Raw genomic sequence first — 26,932 nt, forward strand, 5'->3', positions numbered from 1 at the left:
GCTTCGGAGGCGAATCTATCGGACGCCGCCAACCCGATCCGGCCGTGTTCGCCCGGGGCGGAGCGGGAGTCGCCCGTGTTCGCCCGGGGCGGACCGGAGCCCCCCCAACGAGAGGAGCCGCCCTCCGACGGATCGGGGGGCGGCTCCTGACGTGCTCGCGGCGACTACTCCGCGGCCGGGGTCTCCTCGGCGGGAGCGGCGGCCTTCTTCTTGGCCGGCGCGCGCTTCTTCTTGGGGGCCGGGGCGGGCTCCTCCTCGGCAGCGGGCTCCTCGGCGACGGGCTCCGCGGGGACCTCGGCGTCGGCGGCGGCCTGAGCCTCCTCCACGACCTCGGTCTCGTCCGAGGCGACGGCCTCGTCGGAGGCCTCGACGGCCTCGTCGTCACCGGGGACCGCGGTGAACGCGGTCAGGTCGACGGCGTTGCCCTCGGTGTCGGTGACCTTCGCCTTGCCGAGGACGATCGCGAGCGCCTTGTTGCGGGCGACCTCGCCGACCATCTGGCCGATCTGGTTGTTCTCGGACAGGATCTTGATGAACTCGTTCGGCTCCATGCCGTACTGCGCCGCACCCTGGATGAGGTACTGCGTGAGCTCGTCCTGGCTGACCTGGACCTTCTCCTGCTCGACGACGTGGTCGAGGAGGATCTGCGTCTTGAAGGTCTTCTCGCTGGCCTCCTTGACCTCGGCGCGGTGCTCGTCGTCCTCGAGGCGGTTCTCGCCCTCGAGGTGGCGGTGCACCTCGTCCTCGACGAGACCGGCGGGCACGGGGACCTCGACGAGGGCGAGCAGCGCCTCGACGAGCTTCTCGCGGGCCTCGCCGCCCTGGCCGAAGGTCTTCTGCTGAGCGGCCTGCTCCTTGAGCGACTCGCGCAGCTCGGCGATGGTGTCGAACTCGCTGGCGATCTGCGCGAAGTCGTCGTCGGCCTCGGGGAGCTCGCGCTCCTTGACGGCGGTGAGCGCGACGGCGATCTCGGCCTGCTCGCCGGCGTGGTCACCGCCGAGCAGCGGAGCGGTGAACGTGGTGCTCTCGCCCGCGGTGAGCGAGTCGAGCGCCTCGTCGATGCCCTCGATCAGCTCGCCCGAGCCGAGCTCGTACGAGATGGCGTTGGCGGTGTCGACCTCGACGCCGTCGATGGAGGCGACCAGGTCGATCTGCGCGAAGTCGCCGGTCTTCGCCGGGCGGTCCACGGTGACCAGGGTGCCGAAGCGGCTGCGGAGCTTGTCCAGCTCGGCGTCGACGTCGGCGTCGGTGACCTCGGCCGCCTCGACGGTGAGCTCGATGCCGTCGTAGTCCGGGACGGTGATCTCGGGGCGCACGTCGACCTCGATGGCGAGCTCGAGGTCGCCGGTGAAGTCCTTGTCGCTCGGCCAGGCGACGATGTCGGCCTGCGGGCGGCCCAGGGGGCGGACCTCGGTCTCGCGGACGGCCTCGCGGTAGAAGCCGTCGAGGCCCTCGTTGACCGCGTGCTCGAGCACCGCGGCCTTGCCGACGCGCTGGTCGACGATGGCGGGCGGGACCTTGCCCTTGCGGAAGCCGGGGACGTTGATCTGCTCGGCGATGTGGCCGTAGGCGTGCGTGATGCTGGGGCCGAGCTCGTCCGGGGTGACCGAAATCGCGAGCTTCACGCGGGTCGGGCTCAGCTGTTCTACCGTGGTCTTCACGTGAGGGGATCTCCTGTGCTGGTTGGTGTCGGCGCCGGATGACGGTCGTCACGGGTCGATGTCGTCACGATGAGTACTCGTGGTCGGGGCGACAGGATTCGAACCTGCGACCTCCCGCTCCCAAAGCGGGCGCTCTAGCCAAGCTGAGCTACGCCCCGGATGCGCGGGCCTGGGCACCGTGCGTGAGACTCTCGTCGAGCCGTCCCCGCACGTGCGCTTGCGCGACACGCCGAAATGGCCTTCGCAAGTGTACTGCACCGCGGCAGCGGCGACCGGAACCGCGCGGCGGAGGACGACCGGGGTGTCCACGGTGCTCGCGCGATGTACTACGCTGTCCTGGTGCCCGGTCGAGAGACCCGGTCGCACCGGTTCGCGGTCGTCAGACCAGCGATTCGGGGCTGTAGCTTAGTGGTAAAGCCTCTGTCTTCCAAACAGATGATGCGAGTTCGATTCTCGTCAGCCCCTCTCCTCTCGAAGAGCCCCGGATGTCCGGGGCTCTTCGTCGTTCCGGGCGTGCTCAGCCGACCGCGCCGCGGTGCTCCTCCGTCAGGGCGAGGTACGAGGCGGCGTTCCGGCGGATGCCCTCGCGCTCCTCCTCCGTCAGCTCCCGCCGGACCCTCCCGGGGACGCCCGCCACCAGCGAGCTCGGCGGGACGACCGTCCCCTCGAGGACGACGGCGCCCGCGGCGATCAGCGAGCCGGTGCCGACGACGGCCCCGTTCAGGACGGTCGCGCTCATGCCGACCAGCACGTCGTCCTCGAGGGTGCAGCCGTGCAGCACGGCGTTGTGCCCGACCGAGACTCCGGCGCCGATGACCGCGTCGTAGTCGGCGTCGACGTGGACGACGACGCCGTCCTGGAGGTTGCTGCCGGCGCCGAGCTCGATCCGCGCGTGCTCGGCGCGCAGGACGGCGCCGTACCAGACGCTCGCCCGCTCCCCCAGGCGCACGGAGCCGATCACGGTGGCGCCCGGAGCGACCCACGCGGTGTCGGCGATCTCCGGGGCGCGTCCCCCGGTCAGGGCGAGGACGCGGGCGCCCTCCGCAGGACTCGACGGCATCGGGTTCTCCTCTTCTCCGGTGGTCAGCGCCCGGCGCGCAGGAAGGCGAGGACCGCCAGCACCCGCCGGTGGTCGGAGCCCGAGTCCTCGAGCCCGAGCTTCTGGAAGATCGCGGTCACGTTCTTCTCCACGGCGCCCACGCCGACGAAGAGAGCAGAGGCGATGCCCGCGTTCGTGCGCCCCTGGGCCATCTGCTCCAGCACCTCCCGCTCCCGCGGGGTCAGCGAGGCGAGCGGGTCGCGGTTGCGCTGCAGGAGCGAGGCGACGACCTGCGGGTCGAGGACGGTTCCGCCCGCCGCGACGCGCTCGACGGCGTCGCGCAGCTCCTCCACGGAGGCGACCCGGTCCTTCAGGAGGTAGCCGAGTCCGCCGTCGCCGGAGCCGAGCAGCTCCTGCGCGTAGGTGACCTCGACGTACTGGCTGAGCAGCAGGACCGACACCTGCGGGTAGCGCCGGCGGATCTCCAGCGCCCCGCGGACGCCCTCGTCGCGGAAGGTCGGCGGCATCCGGACGTCGAGCACGGCGACGTCGACGCCGGCCGGGTCCCGCGCCAGATCGGCGAGCAGGGCGTCCGCGTCCCCGAAGGCGCCGACGGAGGCGAACCCCGCGTCCTCGAAGAGGCGGACCAGGCCCTCGCGCAGGAGGACCGAGTCCTCGGCGATGGCGACGCGGATCACGGGCACGCCCTCAGGATAGGGCGGCCGGGCGGTAGGGGACGTGCACCCCGACCGTGGTCGGCCCGCCGACCGGCGACTCCACGCTCAGGATCCCGCGCAGGCCCCGGACGCGCCCGCCCACCCCCTCGAGACCGTGACCGGCGACCGGCGACGCCCCGCCGACTCCGTCGTCGACCACCCAGGCGTCGAGCCAGCGCTCCCCCGGAGTGCCGGAGTCGCGGGTGTCGAGATGCACCCGCACCGATCGGGCACCGGAGTGCTTGGAGACGTTGGCGAGCAGCTCGGCGACGACGAAGTAGACGCTGCGCTCGACCTCGGGCGGGACGTCCGCCACGGGGTGCTCGGTGAGGACCTCGACCGGCACGGGGCTGAGCTCGGCGAGCGAGTGCACCGCCGCCTCGAAGCCCCGGTCCTGCAGGATCGGCGGCGCCACTCCGCGGGAGAGGGCGCGCAGCTCGTCGAGCGCGGCGCGCACGTGCTCGCGAGCCTCGTCGACCAGGCGGGCGGCGGACTCCGGGTCGGCGGCGAGTCGGTTGCGGGCCGAGGCCAGGTCCATCTGGACCCGGATCAGGCGCTGCTGCGGGCCGTCGTGGATGTCGCGCTCGAGCCGGCGCAGCGCGCGGTCCTCGGCGGCGACGGCTGCGCCGCGGGAGGCGCTCAGCTCGGCGACCTCGCGCTGGAGCGCCTCCGACTCCCACGGGCCGAGCAGGCGACGGTCGACCAGCCAGTGCAGGAGGGAGAGGCCGCGGGTGGCGAACGGCAGGGTCGAGACGAAGAGGACGGTCGTGGCGACCGTCGCCGCGGCGACCAGTCCCGCCGGAGGCTGCGGGGCGCCCAGCAGAGCTGCTCCGCTCTCGGCCAGCAGGCGGGCCGGACCGGGGGCCCCCGTGAGCGCGGCGGCCACCGTGCCCGGGCCCGCCCAGGTCCACAGCGCGAGGAGCAGTCCGGACAGCAGCGCGAGCACCGGAGCCACGACGAGCGTGTGCAGGAGAGCGAGCCAGTAGTGCCCGTCGATCACCGGACCGTAGAGGGCGAAGGTCGAGGGAGTGACGGCGGAGGGCGGTCGCCGCCACTGCGGCCGGGGGACGGCGGGCCGTCCGGCCAGCACGTCGAGGCCGACGGCGGCCCGCGAGAAGAAGCGCGCCGTGTAGAGGGCGGCGGGCAGGAACACCAGGCCGATCAGGACTCCGACGAGCCCGAGCGCGACGGCCAGCGCGACGCCGGCGCAGAAGGCGCCGAGGAGCGCGACCGGGATCGCGGCCACCAGCGCGACCACCTCCCGGGGCAGTCCGCGCCAGAGCCGGAGGTAGGCGCGCGAGGCCTCGCCGAGGGCCGTCGATGCTCCGCTCATCCGCGCCTCCTGTCCGCTCCCGCCGCCGCCGCGACCCGGTCGAGCGTACCGGCGGCACGGCTCCGGGCACCCGGGGGGAAGCCCCCGTGACGCCCCTCCGCGACAGAGGTGAGCCTGTCCTTCACCGGACTGAGCCGAGCCTGCGCTTCCTTGCGGCGCCGAGGGATCTGCGTACTGTTGACGATCAGTCACCCCCTCTCGAAAGGACCAGACGATGTCCACCACGTCCGTCACGTCGCTCACCTCGTCGAACCCGGATGTCGCATCCGGAGTCGCCCAGTTCCTCAGCCCCGTCGTCGTCGAGATGACCGCGCTCGCCGTCAACGGCAAGCAGGCGCACTGGCACGTCCGCGGCGCCAACTTCATCGGCGTCCACGAGCTGCTCGACGCGATCGTCGGCCGCGCCATCGAGTGGGCCGACCTCGCCGCGGAGCGCGTCGTCGCCCTCGGCCTCCCGGTCGACGCCCGCATCCAGACCGTCGCCTCGGCGACGCAGTCCGAACCCCTCACCCCCGGCTTCCAGCGCTCCGAGAACGCGATCGTCGAGATCATCCGCCAGATGGACGTCGCCATCGCGACCGTCAACACGGCGATCGCCGAGCTCGCCGAGATCGACGCGAGCAGCCAGGACGTCGCGATCGAGATCGGCCGCGGCCTCGAGAAGGACCGCTGGTTCCTCTTCGCCCACGTCAGCGAGAGCTGAGCACCACGCCTCGACCGGCCCGCGGATCCTCGGATCCCGCGGGCCAACGTCGTTCCCCGGCCCGTCCGCGCGATCCGGAGCAGCCGGAGTCGCGACGGGCGCGGGTCAGCCGCCGTGCGTGAAGCGGCCCGCCAGGAGGGTCGCGGCGACCGGCATGGATCGGAGGGCTCCTGCATCGGCGGCGAGCGGATCGCGGTCGACCACCACCAGATCGGCGGGATCGCCGGCCGCGGGCGTGAGCCGGCGCACCCGGGTCGAGGCGACGATCGCCTCCTCGACGCTCACCCGCTGCTCCGGATGCCAGGGCTCGTCGCCCGGCAGCGCCCGCGCGACCGCGGCCGAGATCGCGACCCACGGGTCGAGCGGAGCGACCGGAGCGTCCGAGCCGAGCACCACGCGGGCGCCGGAGTCGAGCAGCGAGCGCAGCGGGAACGCCCGGCCGGTGCGTCCCGGCCAGTACCGCTCCGCCACCTCGCGGTCGTCGAGCGCGTGCGCGGGCTGCACTCCGGCCTCCACGCCGAGCGCGGCGAACCGCGGAAGGTCGGTCTCCGCGAGCAGCTGAGCGTGCTCGATCCGGCCCCCGCCGACCCGGCCGAGCGCGTCCAGAGCCAGCGTCGCCGCGGCGTCTCCGATCGCGTGCACGGTGGAGCGGATGCCCCCGGCGGCCGCGCGGGCGAGCAGCTCGTCCAGCTCGGCGGGCTCCACGGTGAGGACGCCGTTGCCGTCGTGGTCGGCGTAGGGGTGGGCGCAGTAGGCGGTCCTCGTGTTGAGGGAGCCGTCGATCAGGACCTTGAGCGGGCCCATCCGCAGCAGGCCGTCACCGCCGTCGAGTTCGTCGCCAGTGCGCAGTCCCTCCGCGAGGGCGCGGTCGAGGTGGTCGCGGTAGACGCCGGTGTCGACGCGGAGGGAGCGTGCTCCGCCAGCGACGCGACGGGGCCAGTCCCCCACATTCCAGCGCATCTCGAGGTCGACGACGCCGACCACCCCGCGAGCCGCAGCCCGCCGCGCCGCCGCGTCGGCGAGTGCGTCGAGCTCGTCGTCGCCGAGGGCGCCGAGTGCGGTGACGAGCTCGAAGCAGGCGTCCTCGCGCAGCAGCTCGGGCTCGGGAGCGACGGCGTAGCGCCGGTACGCGGCGGAGTTCAGCCAGGCGCAGTGCAGGTCGCCGCTGATCAGCACGACGGGCCGCTCCGGAGAGACCTCGTCCAGGAGCGCGGTCGTCGGCGGCTCCGGCCAGAGGCCGTCGCGGAAGCCGAAGCCGATCAGCGTGCCGGTACCGGGCTCCTCCGCCAGGCGACGTCGGACCGCGTCCGCCGTTCCGCGGGCCGAGTCGGCTGACGAGACGTCCAGGCGCGGGGCCGTCATCGCCCACTGGGAGAAGTGGACGTGCTCGTCCCAGAGGCCGGGGAGCACCCAGCGCCCGTCGAGGTCGCGCACCTCGTCGCCCGGGGCGGCGGCGGCGTCCGGTCCGACCGCTTCCACGCGGCCGTCGCGCAGGAGCACGGCACCGGGTCGGGACGAGCCGAGGAGGCGGGCGCCCCGGAGCAGGAGACCGCCGGTCATCGGGCGGCCTCGCGGAGCGCGGGGCGGACGGCTCGGCGGGTGCGCGACCGGGCGGACCGCTCTCCACCCGCGCTCACGACTGGCACACCGGGCACCAGTAGAGCTTGCGCGCGCCGATCTCCTCGAGCAGCACGTTCGTGCCGCAGACGCGGCAGGGCAGGCCCTCGCGCTTGTAGACGTAGTTGCGCTCGGCGCGGCTGCGGACGGCTTTCGAGCGCTCGGTCTTCGTCAGGCCGCGGCGCGTGATCATCATCCCGGTCCGGATGCCGTCCTCGAGCAGGTCCGCCCAGTCCCGCCACAGCTCCTGTGCGAGCTCCAGCGGCACCTGCTTGCCGGGAGTGTGCGGGTCGAGGCCGGCGCGGTAGAGCAGCTCCGCGCGGTAGATGTTGCCGATGCCACTGACCACGGACTGGTCCATCAGCACCAGCCCGACCGGCGTCGCCGTCCTGCGGAGCCGGTTCACGAAGCGGTCGCGCGCCTCGTCGGAGTCGTCGTCGGCCGGATCCGGACCGAGGCGGGCGAGGAGGGCCTCCACCTGGGCGGGGTCCATCACCTCGCAGGCGGTGGGGCCGCGCAGGTCGGCGACCGTCTCCTCCGTCATGATGCGTACGCGCACCGCGCCCACGGGCGGCGGCGGGAACTCGTCGAGGTCGGAGTCGGTCTCGTGCTCCGTCTCGGAGAGGCGCACGGCGCGGCGGCGCCGGAGAGCGCCGATGCTGCTGCCGGCCTTGCCGTCCGGGAACAGCGGCGAGACGTGCCCGAGGAAGTCCCACGCACCGTAGAGGCCGAGGTGGACGTGCAGCGTCAGGTCGCCCTCGAAGCGCAGCAGCAGGTGCTTGCCGACGGCCGTGGACTCGAGGACCTCGCGCCCGTCGAGGAGCGCGGCTCCCTCGGTGAAGCGGCCCTGGGGGCTGCTGGTCGCGACGCGGTGCCCGACGACGTCGCGCTCGAACTGCAGTGCGATCCGGTGGACGGAGTGCCCCTCGGGCACTCAGCGCTCCTTCGCGGCGGAGTCGACGACCCGGCCGGCGATGTCGCCGGTGGCCTCGTACTCGGCGAGCTGCGCGATGCGGCGCACGTGCCGCTCCTCGAAGGTGAAGGGCTCGGCGACGAACGCGTCGATGAAGCCGGTGGCCTCCTCGACGGAGTGCTGGCGGGCCCCGATCGAGATGACGTTCGCGTCGTTGTGCTGGCGGGCCAGCACGGCGGTGCTCAGGTTCCACACGAGGGCCGCGCGCACGCCCGCGACCTTGTTCGCCGCGATCTGCTCGCCGTTGCCCGAGCCGCCGAAGACGACGCCGAGAGCCTCGACCCCCGCCTCCTGATCGCGGACGACCGCGGCGGCAGCGTTGATGCAGAAGGACGGGTAGTCGTCCAGCGGGTCGTAGGACGTGGGGCCGTGGTCGATCACGTCGTGACCGGCGGCGCCGAGGTGCTCGATCAGGTGACGGCTGAAGTCCAGCCCTGCGTGGTCCGTGGCGATGTGGATGCGCACGAGAGAACTCCTCCGGAAGAGCCGTCTGGGACCCGCGGTGCCCGGGCCGGGAGCCAGAGTACCGCGGGTCGGCTCAGTCGAACTGCGGGTCGCGGGTCCGCGAGCGCTTGAGCTCGAAGAAGCCGTCGAAGGAGGCGGCGGCGACGATGCCGTCCCAGAGGGTCAGCGCCTGCTCGCCCCTCGGGATCGGCGAGATGACGGGGCCGAAGAAGGCGACGTCGCCGATCGCGATGACCGGGGTGCCGACGTCCTGGCCGACCCGCTCGATCCCGTCGAAGTGGGAGGCGCGCATCGGCTCGTCGTGCTCGTCCGAGTCGGCGTGGGCGGCGAGCTCCGCAGGCAGGCCGAGCTCGGCGAGCGACTCGGCGATCACCGCGTCGACGTCGGTGCGCCCCCCCGGGTGGATCCGGGTGCCGAGCGCGTCGTAGAGCGGCTTGACATGCTCGCGGCCCTCGCGCTCGGCGACGGCGGCGACCAGGCGGGTGTATCGCAGCGCGCGCGGGAGGAAGGCGCGGTACGAGTCGTCCACGTCCTTGTCCTCGTTGAGGACGGCGAGGCTCATGATGTGCCACTGCACGTCGAGGTCGCGCGCGGGGGTCACCTCGTCCACGAATCGCGAGGTCATCCAGGCCCACGGGCAGGAGGGGTCGAACCAGAAGTCCACAGAGGTCATGGGGACACGCTACGCCGCTCGCCGGGGCCGCGTCCGCGCTCCCCGGCGGCTCCGCAGGATCGGCGCCACGGGGCTCCACGGCGGGTCCCGGCAGCTCTAGGGTGGATCGGCGGCGCCCGCACCCCGGCGCCCGCGGCAGCGCCCGAGACGAACGGATGGAGCACCCCCGTGCCAGGAGACAACCTCACCCGGAGCGAGGCGCAGGAGCGCGCCTCGCTGATCCAGGTCCACGACTACGACATCGCCCTCGACCTCACCCGGGGAGCCGAGACCTTCCTCAGCACGACCACGGTGCGCTTCTCCGCCACCGAGGGCGCCTCGAGCTTCATCGACGCCGTCACGGGCACGGTCCACTCCGTCACCCTCAACGGCGCGGAGCTCGACCCCGCCGACGTCGCCGACGGCGTCCGGATCCGCCTCGACGTCCTGGCCGCGAACAACGAGCTCACGGTCGTCGCCGACGCGCTCTACACCAACACGGGCGAGGGCCTGCACCGCTTCGTCGACCCCGTCGACGGCGAGGTGTACCTGTACTCGCAGTTCGAGGTGCCCGACTCCCGCCGCGTCTTCGCGGTGTTCGAGCAGCCGGACCTCAAGGCCGAGTTCCGCTTCACCGTCACCGCGCCCGCGCAGTGGCAGGTCGTGTCGAACCAGCCCACTCCCGAGCCGGTCCCGGCGGGCGAGGGGATCGCGACCTGGAGCTTCGAGCCCACCCCGCGCATCTCCTCCTACATCACGGCCCTCGTCGCCGGACCCTACGTGGTCGAGACCGACTCGCTCGTCTCCTCCGACGGCCGCACCATCCCGCTGGGGGTCTTCGCCCGGGCCTCGCTCGCGCCCTTCCTCGACGCCGACTACGTGTTCGAGAAGACGAAGCAGGGCTTCGCCTTCTACGAGGAGAAGTTCGGCGTCCCGTACCCGTTCGCGAAGTACGACCAGCTGTTCGTCCCCGAGTTCAACGCGGGCGCGATGGAGAACGCGGGAGCGGTGACCTTCACCGAGACCTACGTGTTCCGCTCCAAGGTGACGGACGCGATCAAGGAGCGCCGGGTCGTCACGATCCTTCACGAGCTCGCCCACATGTGGTTCGGCGACCTGGTCACGATGAAGTGGTGGAACGACCTCTGGCTCAACGAGTCGTTCGCCGAGTACGCCTCCACCCTCGCCACCGCGGAGGCGACGGAGTGGACCGAGGCGTGGACCACCTTCGCCGCGATGGAGAAGAGCTGGGCCTACCGCCAGGACCAGCTGCCCTCGACTCACCCGATCGTCGCGACCATCAACGACCTCGAGGACGTCCAGGTCAACTTCGACGGCATCACCTACGCCAAGGGCGCCTCGGTGCTCAAGCAGCTCGTCGCGTGGGTCGGCGAGAAGGAGTTCCTGGCCGGCGTCCACGAGTACTTCGTCAAGCACGCCTTCTCGAACACGGAACTGCGCGACCTGCTGGTCGAGCTGGAGGCCACCAGCGGGCGCGACCTCACCGAGTGGTCGGCGCAGTGGCTCGAGACGGCCGGCGTGAACACGCTCCGCCCCGAGATCGCGGTCGACGAGAGCGGAGCGATCGCGTCCTTCGCGATCCTGCAGACCGCGGTCGAGGAGTACCCGACGATCCGCCCGCACCGCCTGGCGATCGGCCTGTACGACTTCGAGGGCGAGCGCCTCGTCCGCGTCGAGCGCCTCGAGCTGGACGTCGACGGGGAGCGCACCGAGGTGCCCGAGCTGATCGGCCGCACCCGTCCGGCGCTCGTGCTGCTCAACGACGACGACCTCGCCTACGCGAAGGTCCGCCTCGACGACGCTTCGCTCGCCGTGGCCGTCGAGCACCTCGCGAGCATCGACAGCCCCCTGGCCCGCTCGCTGGTCTGGGGCTCGGTCTGGGACTCGACCCGCGACGCCGAGTCGGCGCCGCGCGACTTCGTCCGCCTCGTCCTGGGCAACGTCGCGACCGAGACCGAGTCCACGACCCTGCGGACGGTGCTCAACCAGCTCGTCGCCACCGCCACCCAGTACGTCGCTCCGGAGTACCGGGCCGAGGTCGTCGAGGAGGCGGGCGATCAGCTGTGGACGCTCGCGCAGAGCGCCGAGCCGGGCAGCGACGCGCAGTTCCAGTTCGTGAAGTTCTTCGCCGCGATCGCGTCCACCCCGGCGCACCTCGAGGCCGTGCAGGCGCTGCTCGACGGCTCCACCGCCCTCGGCGGCCTCGACATCGACACCGACCTCGGCTGGGAGCTGCTGATCGCTCTCGTCGCCGGCGGGCGGGCCGGTGCGGACGACATCGACGCGGCGCTCGCCTCGGACAACACGGCGACCGGCCAGCAGTCGGCCGCGCACGCTCGTGCCGCACTGCCGACCGCGGAGGCGAAGCGCGCGGCGTGGGACTCCGTCACGGCCGACGACTCGGCACCGAACACGATCGTCCGCTCGACGGGCCTGGGCTTCCAGCGCGCCGCCGACCCGCGCCTGCTCGACGCGATGGTCCCGGTCTACTTCGACGCCCTCCGCACCCTCTGGGAGTCGAAGAGCTACAAGATCGCCGAGTATCTGGTCGTCGGCTTCTACCCGGCCGCCACGCCCTCGCAGGAGATCGTCGACGCCACCCGCGCCTGGCTCGACGCGAACCCGGAGGTCCCGGCGCTGCGCCGACTCGTGATCGAGAACCTGGCCGGCGTGGAGCGTGCGCTCCGCGCCCAGGAGCGCGACACCCGGGGCTGACAGTGAGCCGCCCGGTCCCCCGGCGCTCGGCGCTGCGGGACCGGGCGGCTCTCCCCGTTCCCGGCGCCTAGCGCTGCGGGACCGAGCGGCGCTCCGGCCCGTCATAGGCGGACAGCGGCCGGATGAGCGCGTTCGAGCCCCGCTGCTCGATCACGTGGGCCGTCCAGCCCACCACCCGCGCGGCGACGAACAGCGGAGTGAAGATCCCGGTGTCGAAGCCCATCAGCCGGTAGGCGGGGCCGGACGGGTAGTCGAGGTTCGGCAGGATGCCCGTCCGCTCGGCCATCGCCGCGGCCAGGGCGTCGTACAGCTCCATCATCTCGCCGGCCCCCTCGTGCTCGGCGAGCCGCCGGAGAGCGGCGTCCATGGTCGGCACCCGCGAGTCGCCCGACTTGTAGACCCGGTGGCCGAACCCCATGACCTTCCGGCGCTGTCCGAGAGCCTCGGCGAGCCACTCGCGGGACCGCCGGTCCGCCTCCGGTCCGGTGCCGACCTCGTCGAGCACGTGCAGCACGGCCTCGTTCGCCCCGCCGTGGAGCGGTCCCTTGAGCGCTCCCACGGCGGCGGTCACGGCGGAGTGGACGTCCGACAGCGTCGACGTCACGACGCGGGCCGTGAAGGTCGAGGCGTTGAAGGAGTGCTCGGCGTAGAGCACCAGCGAGACGCGGAACGCGTCGACGACGACCGGCTCCGGCACCTCGCCGAAGGTCGTCCAGAGGAAGTTCTCGGAGTAGTCGAGGTCGTCGCGCGGCTCGATCGGCTCGAGGCCGCGCAGGCGGCGCTGAGCGTAGGCGACGATCGCCGGCAGTGCCGCCCAGAGCCGCACGGAGCGCTCCAGCACGGCCTCGGGAGCGTCGGCGTCCGGATCCTCCTCGAGCGCGCCCAGGACGCTCACCGCCGTCCGCACGACGTCCATCGGGTGCGCCGACAGCGGCAGCAGGTCGATCACGGTGCGCACCTCGGGGGCCAGGGCGCGGTGGGCCCGCTCCACGGCGGCCAGCCCGGCCGTCTCCTCCGCAGTGGGGAGCTCGCCGTGCCAGAGCAGCCAGGCCACGTCCTCGAACGAGGTCCCCGCCGCGAGCTCCTGCACGGGGTAGCCGCGGTAGAGCAGCGAGTTCGACGCCGGGTCGACCTTCGAGACGGCCGTCGTGTCGACGACGACCCCCACGAGTCCCTTGCGGATGTCCTGATCGGTCGTGCTCATCCTTCGCTCCTTCGCGAGAGGCGGGCGGCGGCGCCGGGGAGCGCCGCCGGTTCATGCGGGTCGGCGCGCTCAGGCGCCGTAGTGGTCGGCGAGCGAGAAGTCGAAGACGCCCTCGTCGAAGCGGCTGTACGAGGCGTAGTCGAGGAGCTCGTAGAGCTCGGCGCGCGTCTGCATGCCCGGGACCTCCGAGCGGAGCGAGCCCTCCGCCTTGAGCGCGTCGAGAGCCCGCATCGCGGCGCCCATCGCGATCCGGAGCAGCGAGACCGGGTGGATCACGACGTTCACGCCGACGTCGGCGAGCTGCTGCGCGGTGAACAGCTCGCTCTTGCCGAACTCGGTCATGTTGGCGAGGATCGGCACGTCGATCGCGGCGCGCACGGCCTCGAACTCGGACAGGTCGCGCATCGCCTCGGGGAACACCGCGTCGGCTCCGGCGTCGACGAGGCGCTTGGCGCGGTTGATCGCGGCCGGCAGGCCGTCGAGGGCGCGGATGTCGGTGCGGGCCATGATCACCAGATCGGAGTCGCGGCGCGCGTCGACGGCCGCCGCGATCCTCCGCACCGAGGTCGCCTCGTCGACGACCGCCTTGCCGTCGAGGTGCCCGCAGCGCTTGGGGTTCACCTGGTCCTCGATGTGCAGCCCCGCGACTCCGGCGTCCTCGAGCATCTGCACCGTGCGCGCGACGTTCAGCGGCTCGCCGAAGCCGGTGTCCGCGTCGACGAGGACCGGCAGGTCGGTCAGGCGCGCGATCTGCTGCGAGCGGCCGGCCACCTCGCTGAGCGTGGTGAGCCCGATGTCCGGCAGCCCCAGCTCGGCCGAGAGCACGGCGCCCGAGACGTAGATCCCGTCGAAGCCCTTCGCCTCGATGAGGCGCGCGGAGAGCGGAGTGAACGCGCCGGGCAGCTGCAGCAGCTCGCCCGAGGCGAGGCGCTCGCGGAAGAGGCGGCGCTTCTCGGCGGGAGTCCGGGTGGAGTGGAGCATCGGGCGTCCTTCCCAGGGCGGTGTCCGGGTCCGAGCGGACCCGCCTCGAATCTATACGCGCTCGGGGCTCGTGCACCCGTCTCGGAGGGAGGCGTCCCGTAGCCTGGAGCGGTCATGCTGCTTCTTCAGACCTCCACCCCGGACCCTGTCGCCGCCACCGTCTCCTTCTTCGAGTCCGAGCCCTTCTGGAAGGTGGTCGCGATCCTCGGGATCGTGCTGGGCGCGCTGCTGGTGCGCGTCATCGCCCACTTCGTGATCGGCCGCGTCGTCGACCAGATCGTGTCGGGAGTGAAGCGCCGCCAGCGCGTCGAGGACACCCAGTCGATCGCCGCGTCGCCGCTCGCGGCCGTGCGGGTGGTGCAGCGCACGCGCACGCTCGGGTCGATCCTCAACAACCTGAGCTCGATCCTGATCGTCGTCATCGCCCTGGTCATGATCGTGACGACGATCGACAAGGACCTCATCGGCTCCTTCGCCCTGCTGACGGCCGCCCTCGGCGCGGGCCTCGGCTTCGGCGCGCAGAACATCGTCAAGGACGTCCTCAACGGGCTGTTCATGGTCGCGGAGGACCAGCTCGGGGTCGGCGACGTCGTCGACACCGGGCAGGCGACGGGCGTGGTCGAGTCGGTCGGCGTCCGGGTGACGCAGATCCGCGACGTCAACGGCACCCTCTGGTTCGTCCGCAACGGCGAGATCGTCCGGGTCGGGAACATGTCGCAGGGCTGGTCGCGCGTCATCGTCGACCTGGCCGTGCCCTACGAGACGGACCTCGAGCAGGTGCAGTCCACGGTCCTCGCGACAGCGAACGAGCTGGCGGCGAGCAGTCGCTGGCGGGCCCGGATCATCGACAAGCCCGAGCTCTGGGGCCTGGAGTCCATCGCCGACGACGCCCTGGTCATCCGGGTCGTGGTCAAGACCCGCACCACCGCCAAGGACGACGTCGCCCGCGAGCTGCGCCTGCGCCTGAAGAAGTCGCTCGACGCGCTCGACGTGAAGCTCCCCTCGCTGGCCACCGTCGTCCTCGAGGGCTTCGAGGGGGCGACGAGCGTCGGAGGCGCCAAGCCGCCGCGGACCACGCCCTCCCCCACGATCAGCACCGAGCACGGCAAGCCCGTGCGACTCCCCCGCGCGCTGCGGCGCGGGAGCGGGACGCCGCCCCAGGACGGCGGCGGCACCTCCGGCCCGACGGGAGCGCGCTCGTGAGCGGCCTGCAGATCGGCGGCACGCCTCCGCTGCGCAGCTTCTGGGAGCACATCGGCGGCCGGCCGACGTTCGAGCGCCTGGTCCGCCGCTTCTACGAGGGCGTCCGCGAGGACGAGGTCCTCTGGCCGATGTACCCCGAGCACGACCTCGAGGGCGCGATCCAGCGGCTGACCGGCTTCCTCGAGCAGTACTGGGGCGGCCCGGGCACCTACAGCGAGGAGCGCGGCCACCCGCGCCTGCGGATGCGGCACCAGCCGTTCCGGATCAACCCCGAGGCCCGCGACCACTGGCTCCAGCACATGCGGACGGCCGTCGACGATCTCGAGCTCGCTCCGGCCGACGACGCCCTGCTCTGGGACTACCTGGAGCGCGCCGCCCACGCGATGGTGAACACCTTCGAGGAGTAGCCGCTCAGCCCGGGGTGCGGACCAGCACGTGTCCGCGCCGTGAGGTGAGGCGGCGCCAGGCGCCGCTCTCGAGCAGGGCGACCGGGTCGTCGGCGCCGAGGAACCCGAGCGCGAAGAGGGCGAACGCCGCTCCCGCCGGGACGTCCTCGAGGCCGTCGAGCGGGCGGCCCCAGACGCTCGACCGCACGCGGCCGACGATCTGCTCGCCCGTCTCGGAGCCGACGGCCGCCGCGATCTCGTCGATCCCCTCGCGCGCGACGCGCTCCAGGAAGCCCGGGTCCACGGGCTCGCGCCGGGTCCAGCCGCCGCGGGGCGGGGAGACGCCCGCCCAGGGTCCCGCCGTCGCGTCGTCGCCGTCGGGCAGCACGACCGGCTTGCCGTCCGCTCCGCCCGGCTCCCACTGCAGGCGGGCGAGGCGGTCCGACAGCGCACGGATCGGCACGACCCGGTCGAAACCGGCGGGCTCGTCGAGCGCGAAGACGCGCAGGCCCAGCACGGTCGCGGAGCGGTCGAGCAGACCGCGGGGCTGGAGGATCGCGGTGTAGGCGGCCAGCACGTGGTCGTCGGCGAGGAGCCGGACCGCACCGTCCTCGACCCGGGCCGAACGGCCGAGGAAGACGCGCAGATCCGACAGGCTGGGCGGATCCGCCAGGGAGAAGGACGAACTCATCGCGTCGATAAACTTACCCGAGGCCGCTCGCCCCACCGCCCGACACCCCGGAGGTACCGTGCCCGATCCCCTGTCCTCGTTCCTCACCGCGCTCGACCTGACGGACACCGGCGCCCGCACCAGCGAGGACATCTCGACGGGTCCCTCGCAGTGGATGCCCGAGGGGCGGGTCTTCGGCGGCCAGGTCCTCGCGCAGTCGCTCATCGCGGCCGGTCGCACCGTCGAGGGGCGCTCCGTGCACTCGATGCACGGGTACTTCCTCCGCCCCGGGGACGTCTCCCTGCCGATCACGTTCTCGGTCGACCGGATCCACGACGGCCGCTCCTTCTGCACCCGTCGGACGCAGGCCTACCAGAACGGACGCCCCATCCTGTCGATGATCGCCTCGTTCCAGACCGAGGACGAGGGCCTCGATCACCAGGCGCCGATGCCGGAGGGGATCCCCGACCCGGAGTCGCTGCCGAGCACCGCTGAGATCCTCGCGGGGGTCGACCACCCGGTCGGCAGCTTCTGGGCCACGCAGCGCCCCTTCGACGTGCGGCACGTCGAGCAGCCGGTGTACCTCCGGGCCGACCCCGAGCGGGTCGCGCACCAGAGCGTGTGGATGCGCTCGCTCGGACCGCTGCCGGACGATCCGATGCTGCACCGCGCCGCCCTCGCCTACGCGAGCGACTACACGATCCTCGAATCCACGCTCCGCCGGCACGGTGCGGCGTGGACGTCGCCGGGCCTGCGGATCGCGAGCCTCGACCACGCGATGTGGTGGCACCGCCCCGCGCGCGTGGACCAGTGGCTCCTCTACGTGCAGGAGGCGCCGAGCGCGTCCGGCGGACGCGGGCTCTCGCTCGGGCGCATCTACACGCAGGAGGGCGTGCTCGTGGCGAGCGTCGCCCAGGAGGGCATGGTCCGCGTCCCCCTGGGCTGAGCTCAGCCCCGCTTCGAGAAGGTGATGGGCTCCTCGACGTAGGGGCCCCACGCCTCGCGGAGCTCCTCCGGGATGCGCTGGGGCCTGCCCGTCGCGGCCGTGACCAGCACCAGAGTGGTGGCCGCCTTCGTGAAGAGCACCCGCGGGACGACGCCGGCGGGCGAGTAGAGCTCGTAGCAGACCTCGAGGCTCGCCCCGCCGATCCGCCCGATCCACAGCTCCACGTCGATCGGCGCGCGCATGTACGGGATCGGCGCGAGGTACTCGATCTCCTGCCGGGCGATGAGGCTGATCGACTCGGCGCCCGGCCGTGCGTCGAGCACCGCCGTCGCCATCCCGCCGGGCTGCGGCGAGTCCGGCTTCCAGAACGCCTGGATGCGCGCCTCCTCGAGCAGGCGCAGCATCTCGGCGTTGTTCACGTGCGCGTAGGCGTCGAAGTCCGACCAGCGCAGCGGGATGGCGACGTGCAGGCGCATCAGTCGCGGGTGAGCTTGCGGTACGCGGAGCGGTGCGGCTTCGCCGCGTCCGGGCCGAGGCGCTCGATCTTGTTCTCCTCGTACGCCTCGAAGTTGCCCTCGAACCAGTACCAGTTGGCCGGGTCCTCCTCGGTGCCCTCGTAGGCGAGGATGTGGGTCGCGATCCGGTCGAGGAACCACCGGTCGTGAGTGATGACCACGGCGCAGCCGGGGAACTCGAGGAGCGCGTTCTCGAGGCTGCCCAGGGTCTCGACGTCGAGGTCGTTGGTGGGCTCGTCGAGCAGGAGCAGGTTGCCGCCCTGCTTGAGCGTCAGCGCGAGGTTGAGGCGGTTCCGCTCGCCGCCGGAGAGGACGCCGGCCTTCTTCTGCTGGTCCGGGCCCTTGAAGCCGAACTGCGAGACGTAGGCGCGGGAGGGGATCTCGGTCTTCCCGACGGTGATGTAGTCGTGCCCGTCGGAGACCACCTCCCACAGGTTCTTCTGCGGGTCGATGCCGCCGCGGCTCTGGTCGACGTAGGAGATGTCGACCGTCTCGCCGATCTTCAGGTCGCCCGAGTCGAGCGGCTCGAAGCCGACGATCGTCTTGAAGAGCGTGGTCTTGCCGACGCCGTTCGGGCCGATGACGCCGACGATGCCGTTGCGGGGCAGCGTGAAGCTGAGGTCGTCGATGAGGACGCGCTCGCCGAACTGCTTGTGCAGCTTCTTCGCGTCGATGACCTGGGAGCCGAGACGTGGGCCCACCGGGATGACGATCTCCTCGAAGTCGAGCACGCGCGTCTTCTCGGCCTCGGCCGCCATCTCCTCGTAGCGCGCCAGGCGCGCCTTCGACTTGGCCTGACGGCCCTTGGCGTTGCTGCGCACCCAGTCGAGCTCGGTGGTGAGCCGCTTGGCGAGCTTGGCGTCCTTCTTGCCCTGGACCTCCAGGCGGGCGCTCTTCTTCTCGAGGTACGTCGAGTAGTTGCCCTCGTAGGGGTAGAGGTGGCCGCGGTCGACCTCGGCGATCCACTCCGCGACGTTGTCGAGGAAGTACCGGTCGTGGGTGACGGCGAGCACGGCGCCGGGGTACTTCGAGAGGAACTGCTCGAGCCAGAGCACGCTCTCGGCGTCGAGGTGGTTGGTGGGCTCGTCGAGCAGCAGCAGGTCGGGCTTCTGCAGGAGGAGCTTGGTGAGCGCCACGCGGCGCTTCTCGCCACCCGAGAGGTTGGTGACGAGGGAGTCCCCCGGCGGGGTGCGCAGCGCGTCCATCGCCTGCTCCAGCTGCGAGTCCAGGTCCCAGGCGTCGGCGGCGTCGATCGCCTCCTGCAGGGTCCCCATCTCGGCGAGGAGACTGTCGAAGTCGGCGTCCGGGTCGGCCATCGCGAGGGAGATCTCGTTGAAGCGGTCGATCTTGCCCTTGATCTCGCCCACGCCCTCCTGGACGTTCTCGAGTACCGTCTTGGTCTCGTCGAGCTCGGGCTCCTGCATCAGGATGCCGACGGTGTAGCCCGGGCTGAGCCGCGCCTCGCCGTTGCTCGGCGTGTCCAGCCCCGCCATGATCTTCAGGATCGTCGACTTGCCGGCGCCGTTGGGCCCGACCACGCCGATCTTCGCTCCCGGCAGGAACGACATGGTGACGTCGTCCAGGATCAGCTTGTCGCCGACCGCCTTCCGCGCGCGCACCATCGAGTAGATGTATTCAGCCATGCCCAGTCCTCAAGTCCGTCGGTCTGCGCGGAGTCGGGTCGCCCGCCGGTCCCCTGCTCCGCGCGGAGGCGCTGACGGAGGCTCGGACCGGGGCGGGACGCCGGGCCCCGGCCGACGCGGAGCGCAGGCCGCGGGACCGTCCGCACCAGTCGAGGATAACGGGAACTCGCCGGTCCGCGTCGGAGGGAGCGCCTGAACGCGGACCGCCCTCCGCTCCGGCCGGGCCGGTGGGGAGGGCGGATCGCGTCAGCGGACGACGGTGCGGATCAGCTGCAGGGCGTCAGGCGCTCCACCGCCTCGGACAGCGTGTCCGTGCTGCCGAGCAGGATCACCTGCGTCGCCTTGGACGCGGTGATGTCGGCGAGGACCGCCCGGGGCACGCAGGTGGGCTGGACCGCGAAGAGCGGGCTCCCGGTGTAGCCCGCCGCCGTGGCTCCGGCCAGGGCGTCGGGGAACTTCTCACCGGTCGCGAGGTAGACGGTCGTCGCCGAGGTGAAGGCCGCCTTGTTCAGCTTCTCCGAGGTGTCGTACCGGTCGGTCCCGCCGATGCGGGTGATCACCGGGCCCGTGATCGAGCGCTCGATGCCGGCGCTGACCGAGAGCGAGGAGCCCGCGATCGTCAAGCTACTGACCTTGAGGCCGCTGATGATCTGCTGGGTGAGGGGGTCCACCGTGGAGCCGGTTCCGTTGGTCAGCACCACCGGAGCGCGATTCGCGCCGGCTGCGGCGCTGGCGCTCAGGGCGTCGGGGAACTTCTCGCCCGTGGCCAGCCAGGCCATCGAGGAGCCGCCCCTGAAGGCGTCCTGGAGGATCAGCTTCGAGGTGTCGTAGCGGTCGACTCCGCCGATGCGTGTGGTCTTCCCCTTCGGCGCATACGCGGTCAGGTCGCTGTAGACCTGGCTGCCGACGCTGAGCTCGGAGCCCACGACGACGATCTTCGCGGGCTTGAGACGCGTCAGCTCGGTGCGGACGACCTGGCTCATCGAGTCGCGGTCGACCAGGAGCAGCGGCCCGCTCGCCTTGGCCGCGGCGGGTCCGGCGCTGAGCGCGTCCGGGAAGTTCTGCCCGGTGGCGACGTAGACGACGGGGACGTTCGCCGGGAAGGTGCGCTTGGACACCTCGACCGCGGTGCCCTGACGGTCGGTGCCCGAGATGCGCGAGACGACCGGCGAGCCGGCAGGCGGGGCCGTCGGCGTACTGGTCGGCACGGGCGTGACCGGAGGAGTGGTCGGGCTCGGCGTGACCGGCGGGGTGGTAGCGGTGGCCGTCGGGGTCGGCGTGACCGGCGGGGTGGTGGCTCCGCTTCCCGTCACGCGGACCGCGGCGTCCGACGTGATGGTCGCTCCGCGGGGCTGGTCCACCCTGCCGTTGCTGACGCCGGTGACCTGGACCAGGCTGCTGGCGCGGTCCTTGTAGGCGTCGTAGGCGCTCGAGGGGATCGTCACGGTGACCGCGGACCGTCTGCTGTTCGTACTCACCTGGGCGGGGATCCGCTCGGTCCTGCTGGGACCGACATAGGCGGCGAGCCCCTGGAGGTCGTAGAAGTCGTCCCGGTTGGACTCGAGGACGACGGTGTCGCCACCCTTGACGTCCAGAGCCGTGTCGACCTTCTCGTACGCGAAGTACGCGGCGCTCCGCTGGAGCGTCTGTGCGCTGCTGCTGAGGTCGACCCCGCCGACACCGCCGGCGCCGGAGGCTCCGGCGACGGAGAGGGTGGCCGACGTGGTCAGCTCGAAGCCGCTGTCGACCGGCTGGCCGATCGGAGTCTCTTTCTCCTCCAGCGGCGGCTTCTGCGCCGTGATCTGGAGGGCGACAGTCCCACCGCCGAACGAGGAGAGGGGCCGCTTCAGGTCGATGAGGAAGGTGCGATCCCCGGGGTCGAGTTCCACCGACCCTGTGAGGGCGTAGTCGCCGATCACCCAGTTGTACGTCGTGAACGCCGGGTACCTCCCCGTCGGCCGGGCGGAGTCGGACAGCGTGACGTCGAGCCCGGTGACATCTCCCGCGACGGGAGCGGTCTGAGCGGCCGAGAACGTCTCGGTGGTCGACCAGCTGTAGGGGTAGGGCTTCGTCTGCAAACGCGTCTCCGCTGCGGCAGCCGCTCCGGCTCCTGTCGTCACTCCGAGGACGACGGCTGCCGTGCTCGCGACCGCGATGGCGGCGCGCCTCCACCTCGCTCGCGTCGTCGTCTGCGGTCGGGATGTGGTCATGGCGAGTTCCCCCTCGTCGTGGTCCTCGTGCCGAGCACTCCTGTCGGCACGTCCGTCGCGGTGCCCGCGCTGGGGCTCACGTGTCGGTCAGGGCAGCCTAACCGTGCGGAGCGGCGTCCCGGGGAGGGGAGGGCGCCGCCGACCACCGGGATCGTCGACCGGTCCGCTCGCACGAGGCGGTGCTCACGCTCGGATCCGCACCGGTCGGAGTGGTCCTGCAGGAGCGACGGGCGAACACCGGGCTCTCTCGGACTCGACGGGCGAGGGGCCTTGTCGAGGATCCTTTCGTCCTTTCCGACCCCGACCGGGGCTCATGGCGGAGCGGTTGCCGGTCGAAGCGAGCGCGTCAGCCCTGGATCGGGACGGTCCGGCCGACCAGGCAGGCGCCGGTCGCGATCGGTGCCGCGATCACCGCCCGCACCCCGCCGCTCTTCGGGCCGTACTGGCCGATGAGGCACGACTCCCCGAGCTTGACGGAGACCTGCACCGAGTCCGCGTCGAGTCCGACCGAGGTCTCGTCCGCTGTCAGCTGCATCGACTCGCGGGAGAACCCCGCCGCGACGAGCGCGTCGACCACGCTGGAGCCGCTCACCTCCGGATCGGGCTCGGCCGCCGCGCGAAGGGTCTGCTCGAACACGGGGAGGTTCTGCTCCGTCGTCCCGCCCGGCACGAAGGCGACGGGTGCGGTGGACTCCGCCGGTGCCGGTGCCGGTGCCGGTGCCGGCGCCTCGGCCGCGGAGGAGGACACCACGGGGTCCGGCGCCGACGGCGACGTGCAGCCGGAGAGGCAGACGGCGAGACCGCCGAGCACGAGCGCGATGCGGGCCGCTCGGTTCCGTGTCACGCCCGGCTCCTCCCGACCGGGACGGCTCTCGCTCCGGTCCCCCGGATCAGAACGGGGTCTCCCCGGATCCTACCGAGAGACCGGGAGCGCCTCCGCCGACGCCCGCCGCCACCGGCGGCTCGGGCGCGGCATCACCGCGGTCATGGCCCGACGCGCCCCAGTCCCCCGCCGCGGCGCCCTCGCGCGGCGCCTCCTCGCTCCACGCGGGCTCGGCGGCAGGGGCGGGAGCAGAGGCGCGCCCGACGGTCTTCGTGAAGCTGCTGGTCCCCCAGGCGAGGTCGTGCCCGATGCCCTCGGCCGTGAGGACCACATCCGTACCGGCCTTGCCTCCCGCCTCCCAGGCCCTCACCCCGAGCCGCCCGGTGACGAGGATCCGGTCGCCGCGCGACAGGGAGGACAGCGCGTTGCCGGCCAGGCCGTTGAACGCGGTGACGGTGTACCAGTTGGTCGAGACGTCGACCCAGCGCTGCTCCGAGCGGTCGTAGCGCCGCTGCGTCGAGGCGAGCCGGAAGCTGGTCATCGCGGTGCCGCTGGAGGTGTCGATGCTCCGGGGCTCGGTGCCGATGGTCCCGATGACGGTCAGCGTGTCGGTCATGGTCGTGTCCTCTCTACTCCTGCCCCGCCACGGCTGCGACGGGCACGGCGCCCGGGCGGAGGGGGCTGGTACCGCTCGGGCGCCGCAGGGCCAGTGTCGCGACGAAGGGCCCGCCTCCGAGGTGGAGGCAGGCCCTTCTGGGGAGAGGACGAGCGGATCGTCCCCTGTGGAGGAGCGTTACGACGCGGTGATGTACCTCGAGTAGGACTTGCGGATCTTGTTCACCTTGGGCAGTGCGACCGCCATGCAGTAGCCCTGGCCCGGGTTCTTCGCGAAGAAGTCCTGGTGGTAGTCCTCGGCGGGGTAGTAGACGCCCAGCGGCGAGATCTCGGTGACGATCGGGCCGTCCCACCACTCGGACGCACGGTCGCGCGCGGTCTCGAACAGCTCCTTCTCCTCGTCGGAGGAGTAGAACATCGCCGAGCGGTACTGCGTGCCGACGTCGTTGCCCTGGCGGTTCAGCTGTCGCGGGTCGTGCAGGGTGAAGAAGACGTCGAGGACGACCTGCTCGGGGATGACCTCGGGGTCGAAGGTGACGGCGACGGCCTCGGCGTGGCCGGTGCGCCCGGAGCAGACGTCCTCGTAGTCGGGCTCGGTCGTGCGGCCGCCGGTGTAGCCGGAGACGACGTCGGTCACGCCGTCGAGGACGCGGTAGACGGCGTCCAGACACCAGAAGCATCCTCCGGCGAGTACGAATGTGCGCATTGCGTGTGACTCACTTCCTGTCGCGACGACGCGTCCGGGGTGCCGGAGGCGTCAGTCGGTCCAACACGCTCACCGCCCCCTGCATTCCGCGGATCCGCCCCCTGCAATAGAGTCGCGGCGTGAGCTACGACGCCGCCCCCGCCCGCTACGACCGCATGGACTACCGACGCACCGGACGGAGCGGCCTGCTGCTGCCCGCCCTGTCGCTGGGCCTCTGGCACAACTTCGGATCCGACCGCTCCCTCGACACGCAGCGCGCGATCCTCCGCCGCGCGTTCGACCTGGGCGTCACCCACTTCGACCTCGCGAACAACTACGGACCGCCCTACGGCGCCGCCGAGACGGCCTTCGGCCGCATCCTCGCGGAGGACCTCCGCCCGTACCGAGACGAGATCGTCATCTCGTCCAAGGCCGGATACGACATGTGGCCCGGCCCGTACGGGGACGGCGGCTCGCGCAAGTACCTGCTCTCCTCGCTCGACCAGAGCCTGCAGCGGATCGGCGTCGACTACGTGGACGTCTTCTACTCGCACCGTCCGGACCCGGAGACTCCGATCGAGGAGACCATGGGCGCTCTCGTCTCGGCGGTGGAGTCGGGCAAGGCGCTCTACGCCGGCATCTCGAACTACTCGCCCGAGCAGACCCGGGCCGCGCAGGCGGCACTGGCGGGCAGCGGAGTCCCGCTCCTCCTGCACCAGCCCCGCTACTCGCTCTTCGACCGCGGACCCGAGGACGGCCTCTTCCCCGTGCTCGACGAGCTCGGCACCGGCTGCATCGTCTTCTCGCCGCTGGCGCAGGGGCTCCTGACGGACCGCTACCTCGACGGCACCGTGCCGGAGGGGTCCCGTGCGGCGACGTCGCGCTTCCTCTCCTCCGACCGGATCGACGAGGCGTACCTGACGCGCGCCCGCGGCCTGAACGCGATCGCGCAGCAGCGCGGCCAGTCGCTGGCCCAGCTCGCCCTGAGCTGGGTGCTCCGGGTGCCCACCGTCACGAGCGCCGTCATCGGCGCGTCGAGCGTCGCGCAGCTCGAGCAGAACGTCGCCGCGCTGGACGCCGGCCCCCTCTCGCGGGAGGAGATCGACGCGATCGAGGAGTTCGCGGTGCACGGCACGACCCTGCGCTGACGCCCCGGCGGGGATGTCGGTGGTCGGCCGTAGTCTGCGACAGCACTCGGCCGGTGGGTGCTCCGAGACTCGAGCAGGAGGAACCGATGTCCCTGTCCACGCTGCACGCCACCCGCACCCCGCCGACGCTCACCCGGGTCAACGCCCGGCTGTGGCGCGTGAGCACCGGCTCGGGCGCCGTGGTCGGTCACATCGAGCTGGTCGAGGATCCGCTCGGCGAGCGGTACCGCGCCCGGCTGCTGCGGGCGGGCATGCCCGCCGGCGCCGAGCTCGGCGAGTTCTGGAGCGTCGACGACGCGATCGAGGTCTTCCGCGTCGCCTGACGCGCCGATCCGCCCGGTCGGCGGCGTGCCGACCGGGCCGCGGCGACCGCCCCGGATAGCGTTCGCCCCATGCAGTGGTGGAACGAGTTCATGTCCTGGATCCGCACGAGCGACGGGCACCAGGCGGTCTTCACAGCCGCTGTGGTCCTGCTGGCCGTGGTGGTCGGAGCGATCGTGATCGCCTCCGTCTTCCGAGCGTCCATCGCGCGCCTCATCCGTCAGCAGGATCACGAGCGGAAGAACGCGGTCATCGCGACGCTCGTCGACGCCGCGGTCGACGCCTCGGCCTGGAACGTCCTCAGCAGCCCGGAGCGCGTCCTCAGCGACCGCGCGTCCGCGCAGGCCGAGACGCACCTGCGCCTCCTGCCCGTCAAGGGCTCCGGCGTCGCGGCCAACTGGGCCGCTCACGAGCTCGCCGAGCTGAAGCACACGTCGAGCACCGGCGGCTACCAGACGCAGGCGAGCGTGGGCGAGTTCCGCGACCGCCTCGTGCAGTGGCGGGACAAGCCCGGGCGCGCCCGGAAGGCCTTCCTCGCCGACCTCGAGCGCTGGCGCTTCTCGGAGACGGGTCGAGACCGCTCCGCCGAGTCCGCTCCGTCGTCCGATCGGGCCGCGAGCACCGCCGAGGCCGCTCCCCAGCGCACCGCTCCCCCGGCCGCCGCACCGACCGCCGTCGCACCGGTCGTCGTCGGCGCGGGCTCCGCCTCCGGCTCTGCAGCCCCGCAGACGCCCACGATCGTCCTCCCCGCGTCGGCCGGGGACGCCTCGCAGGAGGAGACCCGCCGCCTGCTCGCCGACGTCGACCGCCTGGAGGTGCCGTCGCGCGAGCGTCCCGTGGAGGAGCTGCCGCCCGTCGACCCGCAGCGCTCGGCTCCTGCCGCCGGGCCGCAGCCGGACGCGGAGCACGACGCGACGCCGTCGGCTCCGGCCGACGGAGACCGCGACGACGTGCCGGCCGACGACGAGGCGGTCGTCCGGGCGGACGAGGCCCGGTTCGAGCGGTCCGCCTCGGACGACGACCGAGGCCAGGAGCGCAGCTCGGTCTGAGTGCTCCCGACCACGAGAAGAAGGCCCCGATCGCGAGTGCGATCGGGGCCTTCTCCGTGGTGCGGGCGGTGCGTGTACTGACTAGCTGTGTGCATCACGTGCACGGGCGACTCGGCCGACCAGTACGGCGAGGGGCGCCGCGACGATCGTCCACGCGACGGCGATTCCACCGAGGATGGCGAGGAGCAGCATGGTCGTACCTCCGTTCGTTACGTCGTTGTAATTCCGGACACCCCAAGACTAGGTGCCTGAATGACACTCAAACGACTTCGGGTGGGAAACACGCCGGTGTTGCCTCCGATTTGCCGGTGTGTTACTGGTGGAGCGACCGCGAGTCCTCGTCCGAGGGTCACCGGAGCGGAGGAAAACCCCGTGGGTGCCGGGCGTCACTCCTCGGAGGAGCGCAGCGCCGCCCGAGGAGAGGCCGCGACGCGGTCGAAGGACGGGCGCGAGGCGTCGACGCTGATCCGCACGCCACCGGGACAAGACTAGGGACGGCGACCGGCGCGCTCCCGATCCGATGGTGCCCCCGGCAGGAATCGAACCTGCGACCAAGAGATTAGAAGGCTCCTGCTCTATCCGCTGAGCTACGGGGGCGGACTCCGACCACGATACCGAAGCGCAGAGGCCGCGCCCGC

General features: G+C 72.2%; 25 protein-coding genes and 3 tRNA genes. 9 read left to right on the forward strand and 19 right to left on the reverse strand.

Features of this window, described 5'->3' with window-relative positions; genetic code table 11:
* Positions 1 to 164 precede the first annotated feature (164 nt).
* Positions 165 to 1,661, reverse strand: coding sequence for a trigger factor (gene tig, locus C5C50_RS07160; RefSeq protein ID WP_104232539.1), 1,497 nt, complete (start codon positions 1,659 to 1,661; stop codon positions 165 to 167).
* Positions 1,662 to 1,741: 80 nt separating this feature from the next.
* Positions 1,742 to 1,819 (reverse strand) — tRNA-Pro (locus C5C50_RS07165).
* A gap of 236 nt (positions 1,820 to 2,055) precedes the next feature.
* Here C5C50_RS07165 and C5C50_RS07170 point away from each other — a divergent pair.
* Positions 2,056 to 2,126, forward strand: a tRNA-Gly gene (locus C5C50_RS07170).
* Positions 2,127 to 2,178: 52 nt separating this feature from the next.
* Here the strand turns inward: C5C50_RS07170 and C5C50_RS07175 are convergent.
* The 3 genes from C5C50_RS07175 to C5C50_RS07185 are packed head-to-tail and all read right to left on the reverse strand — an operon-like array spanning position 2,179 to position 4,749.
* Positions 2,179 to 2,721, reverse strand: a complete 543-nt coding sequence (locus C5C50_RS07175) for a gamma carbonic anhydrase family protein (protein ID WP_104273179.1) — start codon at positions 2,719 to 2,721, stop codon at positions 2,179 to 2,181.
* A gap of 23 nt (positions 2,722 to 2,744) precedes the next feature.
* Positions 2,745 to 3,404 (reverse strand): response regulator transcription factor, encoded by a 660-nt coding sequence (locus C5C50_RS07180; protein WP_104223696.1) that lies wholly within the window; start codon positions 3,402 to 3,404, stop codon positions 2,745 to 2,747.
* Between the two features lie 4 nt (positions 3,405 to 3,408).
* Complete coding sequence (locus C5C50_RS07185) at positions 3,409 to 4,749, reverse strand: histidine kinase (RefSeq protein WP_181127381.1); 1,341 nt, start codon at positions 4,747 to 4,749, stop codon at positions 3,409 to 3,411.
* Positions 4,750 to 4,963: 214 nt separating this feature from the next.
* Here C5C50_RS07185 and C5C50_RS07190 point away from each other — a divergent pair, with 214 nt between their 5' ends.
* On the forward strand, positions 4,964 to 5,452 hold the full coding sequence (locus C5C50_RS07190; protein ID WP_104226731.1) for a Dps family protein: 489 nt from the start codon (positions 4,964 to 4,966) through the stop codon (positions 5,450 to 5,452).
* A 105-nt stretch (positions 5,453 to 5,557) separates the two neighbouring features.
* Here the strand turns inward: C5C50_RS07190 and C5C50_RS07195 are convergent, their stop codons facing one another.
* The 4 genes from C5C50_RS07195 to C5C50_RS07210 all read right to left on the reverse strand — a co-directional run bounded on the left by C5C50_RS07195 (position 5,558) and on the right by C5C50_RS07210 (position 9,180).
* Positions 5,558 to 7,012, reverse strand: coding sequence for an amidohydrolase (locus C5C50_RS07195; RefSeq protein ID WP_104226732.1), 1,455 nt, complete (start codon positions 7,010 to 7,012; stop codon positions 5,558 to 5,560).
* 73 nt (positions 7,013 to 7,085) lie between these two features.
* Positions 7,086 to 8,003: an Fpg/Nei family DNA glycosylase gene (locus C5C50_RS07200; RefSeq protein WP_104273180.1), complete on the reverse strand. Its 918-nt coding sequence runs from the start codon at positions 8,001 to 8,003 to the stop codon at positions 7,086 to 7,088.
* Complete coding sequence (locus C5C50_RS07205) at positions 8,004 to 8,507, reverse strand: ribose-5-phosphate isomerase (protein WP_104223700.1); 504 nt, start codon at positions 8,505 to 8,507, stop codon at positions 8,004 to 8,006.
* A gap of 73 nt (positions 8,508 to 8,580) precedes the next feature.
* Entirely contained in the window at positions 8,581 to 9,180 is a 600-nt protein-coding gene (locus C5C50_RS07210; protein ID WP_104232533.1) for a DsbA family protein, read from the reverse strand.
* 168 nt (positions 9,181 to 9,348) lie between these two features.
* Here C5C50_RS07210 and pepN point away from each other — a divergent pair, with 168 nt between their 5' ends.
* Positions 9,349 to 11,895 (forward strand): aminopeptidase N, encoded by a 2,547-nt coding sequence (gene pepN, locus C5C50_RS07215; protein ID WP_104273181.1) that lies wholly within the window; start codon positions 9,349 to 9,351, stop codon positions 11,893 to 11,895.
* Positions 11,896 to 11,962: 67 nt separating this feature from the next.
* Here pepN and C5C50_RS07220 read toward each other — a convergent pair whose 3' ends face one another.
* Both C5C50_RS07220 and prpB read right to left on the reverse strand, forming a co-directional pair.
* Positions 11,963 to 13,099 carry a bifunctional 2-methylcitrate synthase/citrate synthase gene (locus tag C5C50_RS07220; protein ID WP_104267232.1) on the reverse strand — a complete coding sequence of 379 codons (1,137 nt, stop codon included), beginning with the start codon at positions 13,097 to 13,099 and terminating at the stop codon, positions 11,963 to 11,965.
* A gap of 69 nt (positions 13,100 to 13,168) precedes the next feature.
* A complete protein-coding gene (gene prpB / locus C5C50_RS07225; protein WP_104273182.1) occupies positions 13,169 to 14,080 on the reverse strand; it encodes a methylisocitrate lyase in 912 nt (303 codons plus the stop codon).
* A gap of 114 nt (positions 14,081 to 14,194) precedes the next feature.
* On the opposite strand from prpB, the gene C5C50_RS07230 reads away from it, so the two are divergent.
* Positions 14,195 to 15,283, forward strand: coding sequence for a mechanosensitive ion channel family protein (locus tag C5C50_RS07230; RefSeq protein ID WP_104223705.1), 1,089 nt, complete (start codon positions 14,195 to 14,197; stop codon positions 15,281 to 15,283).
* The gene (locus C5C50_RS07235; RefSeq protein ID WP_279630823.1) at positions 15,280 to 15,690 is read left to right on the forward strand and encodes a globin; all 411 of its coding nucleotides are present in this window, start codon (positions 15,280 to 15,282) and stop codon (positions 15,688 to 15,690) included. The genes C5C50_RS07230 and C5C50_RS07235 overlap by 4 nt, the downstream gene beginning before the upstream one ends.
* Before the next feature lie 4 nt (positions 15,691 to 15,694).
* Here C5C50_RS07235 and C5C50_RS07240 read toward each other — a convergent pair whose 3' ends face one another.
* Positions 15,695 to 16,360: a hypothetical protein gene (locus tag C5C50_RS07240; RefSeq protein WP_104223706.1), complete on the reverse strand. Its 666-nt coding sequence runs from the start codon at positions 16,358 to 16,360 to the stop codon at positions 15,695 to 15,697.
* Between the two features lie 58 nt (positions 16,361 to 16,418).
* Between C5C50_RS07240 and C5C50_RS07245 the strand changes: the two genes are divergently transcribed.
* The gene (locus C5C50_RS07245) at positions 16,419 to 17,285 is read left to right on the forward strand and encodes an acyl-CoA thioesterase II (RefSeq protein WP_258062278.1); all 867 of its coding nucleotides are present in this window, start codon (positions 16,419 to 16,421) and stop codon (positions 17,283 to 17,285) included.
* Positions 17,286 to 17,287: 2 nt separating this feature from the next.
* On the opposite strand, the gene C5C50_RS07250 is transcribed toward C5C50_RS07245, so the two are convergent.
* The 6 genes from C5C50_RS07250 to msrA all read right to left on the reverse strand — a co-directional run bounded on the left by C5C50_RS07250 (position 17,288) and on the right by msrA (position 23,797).
* Positions 17,288 to 17,761 carry a thioesterase family protein gene (locus tag C5C50_RS07250; protein WP_104223707.1) on the reverse strand — a complete coding sequence of 158 codons (474 nt, stop codon included), beginning with the start codon at positions 17,759 to 17,761 and terminating at the stop codon, positions 17,288 to 17,290.
* Entirely contained in the window at positions 17,761 to 19,443 is a 1,683-nt protein-coding gene (ettA, locus tag C5C50_RS07255) for an energy-dependent translational throttle protein EttA (RefSeq protein WP_104223708.1), read from the reverse strand. The genes C5C50_RS07250 and ettA overlap by 1 nt, the downstream gene beginning before the upstream one ends.
* 266 nt (positions 19,444 to 19,709) lie before the next feature.
* On the reverse strand, positions 19,710 to 21,653 hold the full coding sequence (locus C5C50_RS07260; RefSeq protein WP_104273183.1) for a cell wall-binding repeat-containing protein: 1,944 nt from the start codon (positions 21,651 to 21,653) through the stop codon (positions 19,710 to 19,712).
* Between the two features lie 346 nt (positions 21,654 to 21,999).
* Positions 22,000 to 22,497, reverse strand: a complete 498-nt coding sequence (locus tag C5C50_RS07265; RefSeq protein ID WP_104273184.1) for a DUF6993 domain-containing protein — start codon at positions 22,495 to 22,497, stop codon at positions 22,000 to 22,002.
* A 46-nt stretch (positions 22,498 to 22,543) separates the two neighbouring features.
* Positions 22,544 to 23,092 (reverse strand): single-stranded DNA-binding protein, encoded by a 549-nt coding sequence (locus C5C50_RS07270; protein ID WP_104232526.1) that lies wholly within the window; start codon positions 23,090 to 23,092, stop codon positions 22,544 to 22,546.
* A 177-nt stretch (positions 23,093 to 23,269) separates the two neighbouring features.
* Positions 23,270 to 23,797 carry a peptide-methionine (S)-S-oxide reductase MsrA gene (gene msrA / locus C5C50_RS07275; protein ID WP_104223713.1) on the reverse strand — a complete coding sequence of 176 codons (528 nt, stop codon included), beginning with the start codon at positions 23,795 to 23,797 and terminating at the stop codon, positions 23,270 to 23,272.
* A gap of 119 nt (positions 23,798 to 23,916) precedes the next feature.
* Between msrA and C5C50_RS07280 the strand changes: the two genes are divergently transcribed.
* From C5C50_RS07280 to C5C50_RS07290, 3 genes are all read left to right on the forward strand, one after another.
* Complete coding sequence (locus C5C50_RS07280; RefSeq protein ID WP_104273185.1) at positions 23,917 to 24,924, forward strand: aldo/keto reductase; 1,008 nt, start codon at positions 23,917 to 23,919, stop codon at positions 24,922 to 24,924.
* An 86-nt stretch (positions 24,925 to 25,010) separates the two neighbouring features.
* The gene (locus tag C5C50_RS07285; RefSeq protein WP_104223715.1) at positions 25,011 to 25,247 is read left to right on the forward strand and encodes a hypothetical protein; all 237 of its coding nucleotides are present in this window, start codon (positions 25,011 to 25,013) and stop codon (positions 25,245 to 25,247) included.
* Positions 25,248 to 25,316: 69 nt separating this feature from the next.
* Positions 25,317 to 26,294, forward strand: coding sequence for a hypothetical protein (locus tag C5C50_RS07290; protein ID WP_104273186.1), 978 nt, complete (start codon positions 25,317 to 25,319; stop codon positions 26,292 to 26,294).
* 521 nt (positions 26,295 to 26,815) lie between these two features.
* On the opposite strand, the gene C5C50_RS07295 is transcribed toward C5C50_RS07290, so the two are convergent.
* Positions 26,816 to 26,891 (reverse strand) — tRNA-Arg (locus C5C50_RS07295).
* Between the last annotated feature and the right edge of the window lie 41 nt (positions 26,892 to 26,932).

It is taken from the genome of Rathayibacter sp. AY1D9 (genome assembly GCF_002932395.1).
Classification (GTDB): Bacteria; Actinomycetota; Actinomycetes; order Actinomycetales; family Microbacteriaceae; genus Rathayibacter.